Genomic DNA, 8,287 nt, shown 5'->3' with positions numbered 1-8,287 from the left:
ACCAGCGGACATTTCTACTTGGGAGAAACCGGACATTACTACTTTGGGCTAACATAATGTTCGGGTTGTTTGTAGGGGGCTCAATGAAATGTTCTTTTCTGTATAGCACAATGGCGAAGCATTATTTCGTGGCGCCTTGCCACTAGAAGTGGACATTTTATGCAACATAATGCCCCTTCTATTTGTTGCGGGCAATTTGTGGCAGCGCAAGTTTCAAGTAATAAATCATAGACCACAATGTCAAAATAGCAGCAAGATAAATCAGCAACGTACCCAATGTATTAGCAGGCAAACCAACCAGCGATTCATGGCAAAGCAGCAGCAATATGGCACTCATCTGAAATACAGTTTTCACCTTACCCAACATGGAAACCGCGGTACTCTTACTTTCACCAAGCTGAGCCATCCATTCGCGTAAAGCAGAGATGGCAATTTCACGACCGATAATGATGAATGCAATGACCATATCCACATAGCCAAGCTTTACCAGCACAATCAATGCAGCAGCCACCATCAGCTTGTCAGCGACTGGATCGAGAAATGCGCCAAAAGCGGAAGTCTGATTGAGCGCGCGCGCCAGATAACCATCTAGCCAATCTGTAAGAGCGGCCAACGCGAATATTACCGTGCTGACTAAATGCTTGTGGTGCAGGGAAAGTGTTGTGTCGGGTAGGTAGAACACCCCGAGAAACACAGGTATGAGCATAATGCGAAACCAAGTCAGCAGATTTGGGATATTGAGTGGCATGATCAGTGCAATTGTTGATAAATTTTTTCCGCCAGCGCCAGACTAATACCATCTACCTGCGCCAATTCTTCCAAGCTGGCTTGGTACACGCCTTGCAGACCTCCAAACCGGGCCAGCAAATTACGTCTGCGCCTCTCCCCTACCCCGCTGATTTCCTCCAGCATGGACGTTGTGCGCGCTTTACCACGCTTGGCACGGTGTCCCCTAATAGCGAAACGGTGCGCTTCATCGCGCACCTGCTGAATCAAGTGCAATGCTGGATTGTCCGGCAACAATTGTAGCGGTTTTTCATGCTGCGGTAGCAACAATTGCTCTAACCCGGGCTTGCGCTCCACGCCTTTGGCTACACCCATTAACGGGATTTCCATCAGGCCAAGTTGTTCCAACACCTGACAAGCCACACTTAGCTGACCCGCACCGCCATCTATCAAAATCAAATCGGGACGCTTGCCTTCCCCTGCCTGTAATTTTTGATAGCGACGTAACAAGGCTTGGCGCATTGCTGCGTAGTCGTCTCCCCCAGTAATACCGCTAATGTTGTAGCGCCGATACTCGGCAGTACGCATGGCCAAACTATCGTATACGACACAGGAAGCCACAGTCGCTTCACCCATGGTGTGGCTGACATCAAAACATTCGATGCGTGACAGTTGCGGGAGCGCAAGCGCTTCGCGCAGTTTTTCCAGTCGAGCAAGCTGCCCGGCCTGCTGACCTGCTTGCTGATGTAATGCCAGTAGAGCATTTTTCAGCGCCATATCCAACCATTGGCGCCGCTCACCACTTACGCTGTGGCGTATCTGCACCTTATGTCCTACCTGCTCTCCAAGCAGTTCTTCCAAGGCATCTGCCGCGAGAGGCGTGCTGGTGAGAATAAGAGGCGGCACGCTATGATTTAAGTAATGCTGTGTCAGAAAGGCATGCAGCACTTCATCAGCCGCCTGCCCTTCGGCATTTTGCGGAAAAAGGCTCTTATCACCCAGATGTCTGCCGCCGCGCACCATGGCCAGATTCACGCACAGCGCGCCATTCAACTCAGCGACGGCGACGATATCCGCATCCGTTGCACGACCACTTTCCATGAACTGCTTTTGCTGCACCGTATGCAGCGCATGCAACTGGTCGCGTAGCGCAGCGGCCTGCTCGTAGTGTTGGGCTTCTGCCGCTTGCTCCATGGCTAGTCGCAGCAATCCTTCTACCTCACCTTGCTTGCCTTGTAATAGCAAATTCGCGTTACGTACATCGATTGCGTAATTCTGCTGGCTAATCAACCCAACACAAGGGGCAGTACAGCGATGAATCTGGTGCAGCAAACAGGGGCGGGCGCGATTGGAAAATGTGCTGTCCTCGCAAGTACGGATGCGAAATACTTTTTGCAGCAACTGTATGCTTTCCTTGGCGGCATGTGAGTTGGGGTAGGGTCCGAAATATTGTTGGTGCTTACCAATCGCACCACGATAATATGCCAAGCGAGGAAAGCCATGCCCGGTCAGGACGATATATGGATAGGATTTATCATCTCTAAAAAGTATGTTATATCGCGGTTTTAATGCTTTTATTAAGTTATTTTCCAGCAGCAGGGCCTCAGCCTCGGAGCGAGTGACCGTCACCTCAATACAGGCAATATGCGACACCATCAGGCTGATACGCGGCGAGATATTTGTTTTCTGGAAGTAGGATGCGACGCGTTTTTTAAGCTGCCCAGCTTTGCCGACATAAAGCACTTGCCCTTGACTATCCAGCATACGATACACACCAGGCAGCAGGGGCAAACTAGCGACAAATGATTTAAGATCAAACTCGATTGTTTGGGTCAAGGCTATTTATTGTTTGGATCAAGGCTATGCAAATATAGAGTAATTGCGCTGAAAATGGCATGAAACATCGCTTCGTTCAGGCGCTTGGTCTGGGTATTGTAGCGACTGCAATGGTAACTGTCATACAGCATTATGCCGTTCGGTAGTGCATGCCGCACGCCATGCGTAAATTTATAGTCTTTGATTTGCAAGCCCAGCGCACACAACACCGCCAGATGGGCAATCGCTCCTAAAGCCAGTACTACTGCGCCCAACGGCAAAGAAGCCAGTTCAGCCACCAGATATTGATTGCATTGCCGCACCTCTGCAGGTTCCGGCTTATTCTGCGGCGGCAGGCAACGCACAGCATTGGTAACGCGGCAATCGCTTAAAATCAGTTCGGCATTAGCTTGGCCTGCCATGTTCAAAGGCTCGGCTTGACTGGCAAAACCAAATTGATAAAGTGTGGAATACAGCAATTTGCCGGCAAAATCACCGGTGAACGGCCGACCTGTGCGATTCGCTCCGTGCATGCCGGGTGCCAACCCCACTATTAGCAGGCGCGCCTGCGCGTCACCGAAGGATGGGACCGGATGAGCATAGTAATCTGGATGTGCTTGGCGCACCTCATCCAGAAAGTTCGCCAAGCGCGGACATAATCGGCAGGCAGTAGAAAATTCCATGCGCTACTTATCCAAATAATCAAAGTGCAACGCACTGACTGAAAAATAAATACTGTAGAAATCCATAGCTCTGGAGATAAATAAAGTTTTAACCCGCGTCAGCAACTCAATCGTAATAATCTGAATTGCCTTCGCTGTGAACGTTGTGTGCGATGCACTTATAACTCAATCTCACATATCCATATGGATATTTCTAATACGTCTGTTCTCGACGACAATAGTACTTACTCTATTTCAAGTAGTTAGAATTATCATGCAGGTTTTCTGTTGCCATGTAGCGACACAAATATTCCAATTATTTAAATTTTATAAAAAAATAATATTAATTATCTGTTTTTTAATACAAATTAAAAATGGCATGATATATGCTTAGCTTATCAATACAGCAATATTGCTGAGCTGATAAAGGAAACAAGATGAATTATTCATCAACGTTACAAAATAAAGCGGCCCAATCAATAGCTCTAGTTTCTATGCTGTTAATTGGCGCGACTGGCATTGTTCAGGCTGATTCCATAACAAAAGAAGATACGCCGTCTTGGGTAGCTTACGACACAAACCATGATAGCTTTGTTAGTTTGGAAGAAGCCACAACCAAGCAAATGCCCACCCAGGTATTCAAAGAACTGGATGCCAACCATGACGGCAAATTAAGCAAAGATGAGTTTGCGAAAGAAAGTAGGCAAACGAAATAATCTGAGTTCTGTTCTGTTTTTGTTCATGAAAGCTCCCCTTCTGGTGCGTCAGCTCCCCCTGACGCACTTTTTTTGCATCGCCTGATATATATGGTTCATATTTGAACAAATTGAATCGAAAGGGAATTCAACGTAATATTTTATTCGTCCTCTTTTAAATCCATCAAACTGTTCTTCCTCCTGACGTTACATCTTCCTCATTTCCTGGCCCAGAGATATCGCTTATGGCAGCTTAAGCGCCGGATCGGCGAGTCGCTGCAATAATGAAAATTGCGCACATTTCAGCACAGAACGACGGGGGGCCTTCGCTCGATAATGGCCATTCGAATCCATTTCCCAAGCTTGAAAGTTGTCCTGTAGATAAACTTTCAGTCCTTCATCGATCACGCGTTTTTTCAGCTTCTTGTCGAGCACTGGAAAACACACCTCTATACGACGGAAGAAATTGCGGTCCATCCAATCGGCACTGCTCAGATACACGTTATGCGCCAGATTATTGCGAAAATAGAATATGCGTGTGTGTTCCAAAAAACGGCCAATTATCGAGCGCACACGGATATTTTCGGATAGTCCCGGCACTCCCGGACGAAGCGCGCACACCCCGCGTACAATAAGATCCACCTTCACACCGGCCTGCGCTGCTTCGTACAACGCCCTGATGATTTCCGGTTCAAGCAACGCGTTCATCTTGGCGATAATGTGCGCGCGCTTGCCTGCCTTGGCGAGTTTGGTTTCATTCTGAATAGCACGCAGAATCTGGCTGTGCAACGAAAAAGGCGATTGCCACAAATAATTTAATTTGCCCGCTTTGCCCAGACCGGTCAGCTGTGTAAATACCTCATTTACGTCTGCACACATTTGCTCATTGCTCGTGAACAGGCCGAAGTCCGTATAAAGCCGTGCAGTGCGCGGATGATAATTACCGGTGCCCAGATGCACATAGCGGCGCAGCTTGCCATCCTCGCGCCGAACCACCATCAACATCTTGGCATGTGTCTTGTGTCCAACAACACCATACACCACATGCGCCCCCACTTCTTCCAAACGGCTTGCCCAGTTGATGTTGGCTTCCTCATCAAAACGCGCCAGCAGCTCCACCACGACAGTCACTTCTTTACCATGTTGGGCAGCGGTGACGAGTGCTTCCATTAATTCTGAATCCACACCGGTGCGATACACGGTCTGTTTGATGGCCACCACACTTGGATCGGCGGCGGCCTGCTGGATAAGATCGATGACAGGTTTAAACGACTGGAAAGGGTGATGCAGCAGAATATCGTTCTTGCGGATGACTTTGAACATATCTGCGCCCTTCTTCAGCAAATCGCTGGGTATGCCAGGAGCAAAAGCAGGGAATTTCAGGTCATCGCGCGCGACCTGGTCGGGAATACCCATCAGGCGCACCAAATTTACCGGGCCATCTACGCGATACAGGTCATCCTGTCCCAGCTCGAATTGCTGCAACAAATACGTGGCTACCTGCGGCGAGCAATTGTCTGTAACTTCCAGGCGCACAGCATTGCCGAAGTGCCGCTGCGGCAATTCACCCTGCAAACTGATGCGTAGATTTTTCACCTCTTCCTCGTCCACAAACAGATTGCTGTTGCGCGTAACACGGAACTGGTGGCAGCTCAACACTTCCATTCCGCCGAACAGCTCGCCGACATGAGCATGCAAAATAGAAGAAAGAAATACAAAGCCATGCGCACAACCGCTGATTTCAGACGGCAATAAAATAGTGCGCGGCAACACGCGCGGCGCCTGCACAATGGCCTTGGCAGAATTGCGCCCGAAGGCATCTTTGCCTACCAGATCGACAGCAAAATTCAGACTTTTGTTAAGTACACGAGGAAAAGGGTGTGATGGATCAAGGCCGATTGGAGTAAGCACCGGCATCACTTCACACAAAAAGAAATTTTTGATCCAGGCGCGTTGAGTATCATTCCAGCTAGTGCGGCGCAGGAAACGAATGCCATGCATATCCAATACAGGCAGAATGTCGCTGTTAAGTATGCGATATTGCCGCTCGATGAGACGATGCGCTTGCTCCCGTATTTGCTTGAGTGTCTGGCGTGCATCCATGCCGTCTGGCCCGGAGGCAATAATTTTAAGATTGATTTGTTCCTTCAACCCGGCGACACGGATTTCAAAAAACTCATCCAGGTTGCTGCTGACAATACACAGGTATTTCAGACGTTCCAGAATCGGGATGCTGACATTTTCTGCTTGTGCCAACACGCGCTGGTTGAACTCAAGTTGACCTAGCTCACGATTAATAAAATGCTGCGAGCGAAAATCTTTACTTGCTGTACGGTTCATTTATAGTTACCAGGCTGCACATGAAAGTCAGTTAGATTAAATAACTTTTGTTGACCTGCAATTTTTGTAATTTTAGCCAATTCTATCCTGCTTTTCTTAAAAAACTCTCGTTAACATGCAATGCCAAACACTCCTGAAGAGGGCGTGCAATTGAACGCTGCATAATACCCCCATCGTTCATGCTGATACTGGCGCAATCAATTTGGCATGCATGATTATTCGTGTGCTTATAATTATTAAAACCATTCCATTAGCTTACAACTTTCAACTATCAGTTTTATTTTGAGTTCTCCAGCAACTCAGACATGTGCTCTCGGCTTGTCCCATAAACAAATCAAAAACTTCAATCATGCTCAAGCAATCCCCGAAACCATAGTTGGCACAGAGTTTATTAAAAATGTTAGGATACAAAGCAAGCAAAGAGGTTTTTCATTAAGCTAATGACGGCAGGTATTTTCAATAAAAATTGTATAGCCGACAATAATGAAAAGAGGACGCAAATTCTGAAGCTTAGTCGAAAAATGCCATTTAAGATTTGATCTGCGCGGGCTCATGCTTACAGCTAAAAAATCGCAAAAATAACAATACAAACAAATAAGAATACTGGTGGCAGGTGGCGCAAACTATACGAGGTATCGGACTCAGTGCCAGTCAGGCCGATATCCAAAGTATGTGCAACTCAAATTTATAATCCATCAACAGATCAAAGGGAGCAACAACGCAGATGATTGCAGTAGTAAAAAATCTTGTCGAATACCGCGAACTGATGACAGTACTTGCTTGGAAGAACGTCACGCTGCGCTACAAACAGGCATATCTGGGCATTGCCTGGGCTGTAGTGAAGCCGCTCATCCTCATGCTGATCTTTACATTGGTCAAGAGCTTCGTTGGCATTGACAGTGGCAACATTCCTTATCCCCTCCTAACCTTCGCTGCACTCATGCCCTGGATTTTCTTTCAAGAATCTGCATCAGAGGGAGTAAACAGTGTGGTGGGCAATGCCAACCTGATCAAAAAAATCTATTTCCCGCGCGAGATATTCCCCATAACGGCAGTCGTCACCAAGCTTGTGGAGCTTGGCATCAACTTTATTATCCTGGCCGGACTCATGATTTGGTTTCAATATATACCGAGCATGTACATCCTATGGGTACCTTTCATCATTCTTTACACGATTCTGGCAGCCTTAAGCATCGCATTTGCTGGCGCAGCAATCAATGTTTACTACCGGGATATGGGGACTGCCTTGCCCGTGCTGCTTTCCCTGCTCATGTATGCATCTCCGGTGATCTACCCATTGCAACTGGTGAAGGATAAGCTTTTGGAGCAACAAGCTGCCGGCGAGTGGTCCAACCTGCTCTATACCCTATATACCCTTAACCCTCTGGCGGGCATCATTGACGCGTTTCAGAGCGTAGTGCTGAGAAACCAGCCGCCGGATCTGGCGGCCATGGTACCCGGCCTTATCTTGGTTACGATCCTGCTCCCTCTAAGCTACGCCTTCTTCAAGCGGGCGGAGTCTTATTTCGCGGATGTGATTTGAGGGCAAGTAGATAGACGTTAGCGGATTGCGCGTAAAGATTACAGGTGTTACCTGCTATGCGCGTTTTTTTAGGATAAACATGAGATTGCAACCCAACGAGGTGAATGCCATTGCACAAGCTGCCCGGGAAGCATTTACACCTGGTACATCAGTGTTTCTCTTTGGTTCCCGTGTGGATGACAGCAAGCGTGGGGGAGAAATTGATCTGCTGGTTGAGATTACCGAAGCCATGCCCCCTGCGGAGTTGGTGCGCCGTCGCACCCGTTTTGTGTCGCGCATTTACCGGCTGCTTGATGAACAGCGCATTGACGTCGTTATTGCCACGCAAGTCCAGCAAGATTCGCGGGAGGTAGTTGCTGCGGCAAAACGTGAAGGAATCCAGGTGGCGCAAGTATGATGCCGACAGACAAACTTGTTGCTGTGCTTTGGGAGGCGAATCGCCACTTTGACATCCTTACGGAAGTATTAGCTGAATAGAATGTATCGCCTGCGATCACGTGGCAAGC

Annotated in this window: 7 protein-coding genes; 3 read left to right on the top strand and 4 right to left on the bottom strand. The window is 48.0% G+C overall.

The window, feature by feature from the left end:
- Positions 1 to 178: 178 nt before the first annotated feature.
- From pgsA to MJ768_RS11695, 3 genes are read right to left on the bottom strand one after another with little or no spacing between them, the layout of a single operon-like run.
- A complete protein-coding gene (gene pgsA / locus MJ768_RS11705; protein WP_239292002.1) occupies positions 179 to 748 on the bottom strand; it encodes a CDP-diacylglycerol--glycerol-3-phosphate 3-phosphatidyltransferase in 570 nt (189 codons plus the stop codon).
- A gap of 2 nt (positions 749 to 750) precedes the next feature.
- Positions 751 to 2,550, bottom strand: coding sequence for an excinuclease ABC subunit UvrC (uvrC, locus tag MJ768_RS11700; protein ID WP_256449860.1), 1,800 nt, complete (start codon positions 2,548 to 2,550; stop codon positions 751 to 753).
- 14 nt (positions 2,551 to 2,564) lie between these two features.
- Positions 2,565 to 3,224: a uracil-DNA glycosylase gene (locus MJ768_RS11695; RefSeq protein ID WP_239292000.1), complete on the bottom strand. Its 660-nt coding sequence runs from the start codon at positions 3,222 to 3,224 to the stop codon at positions 2,565 to 2,567.
- A gap of 416 nt (positions 3,225 to 3,640) precedes the next feature.
- On the opposite strand from MJ768_RS11695, the gene MJ768_RS11690 reads away from it, so the two are divergent.
- On the top strand, positions 3,641 to 3,919 hold the full coding sequence (locus MJ768_RS11690) for an EF-hand domain-containing protein (protein WP_239291999.1): 279 nt from the start codon (positions 3,641 to 3,643) through the stop codon (positions 3,917 to 3,919).
- A 222-nt stretch (positions 3,920 to 4,141) separates the two neighbouring features.
- Here the strand turns inward: MJ768_RS11690 and ppk1 are convergent, their stop codons facing one another.
- On the bottom strand, positions 4,142 to 6,238 hold the full coding sequence (ppk1, locus tag MJ768_RS11685; RefSeq protein ID WP_239291998.1) for a polyphosphate kinase 1: 2,097 nt from the start codon (positions 6,236 to 6,238) through the stop codon (positions 4,142 to 4,144).
- A gap of 724 nt (positions 6,239 to 6,962) precedes the next feature.
- Here ppk1 and MJ768_RS11680 point away from each other — a divergent pair.
- Together MJ768_RS11680 and MJ768_RS11675 are read left to right on the top strand one after the other, a co-directional pair.
- Complete coding sequence (locus tag MJ768_RS11680; protein WP_239291997.1) at positions 6,963 to 7,781, top strand: ABC transporter permease; 819 nt, start codon at positions 6,963 to 6,965, stop codon at positions 7,779 to 7,781.
- Positions 7,782 to 7,860: 79 nt separating this feature from the next.
- Entirely contained in the window at positions 7,861 to 8,178 is a 318-nt protein-coding gene (locus tag MJ768_RS11675; protein ID WP_239291996.1) for a hypothetical protein, read from the top strand.
- The last annotated feature ends 109 nt before the right edge of the window (positions 8,179 to 8,287 follow it).

The sequence above is a fragment of the Candidatus Nitrotoga sp. 1052 genome, from assembly GCF_927312905.1.
GTDB lineage: Bacteria > Pseudomonadota > Gammaproteobacteria > Burkholderiales > Gallionellaceae > Nitrotoga.
Note: the sequence above shows the minus strand (reverse complement) of the source record. Positions and strands in the feature narration are given on the sequence as shown.

Bases quoted from the DNA above. Each gene is read 5' to 3' on its own strand.
- pgsA (WP_239292002.1), bottom strand. From the start codon at position 748: ATGCCACTCAATATCCCAAATCTGCTGACTTGGTTTCGCATTATGCTC.
- MJ768_RS11695 (WP_239292000.1), bottom strand. From the start codon at position 3,224: ATGGAATTTTCTACTGCCTGCCGATTATGTCCGCGCTTGGCGAACTTT.
- MJ768_RS11690 (WP_239291999.1), top strand. From the start codon at position 3,641: ATGAATTATTCATCAACGTTACAAAATAAAGCGGCCCAATCAATAGCT.
- ppk1 (WP_239291998.1), bottom strand. From the start codon at position 6,238: ATGAACCGTACAGCAAGTAAAGATTTTCGCTCGCAGCATTTTATTAAT.
- MJ768_RS11680 (WP_239291997.1), top strand. From the start codon at position 6,963: ATGATTGCAGTAGTAAAAAATCTTGTCGAATACCGCGAACTGATGACA.
- MJ768_RS11675 (WP_239291996.1), top strand. From the start codon at position 7,861: ATGAGATTGCAACCCAACGAGGTGAATGCCATTGCACAAGCTGCCCGG.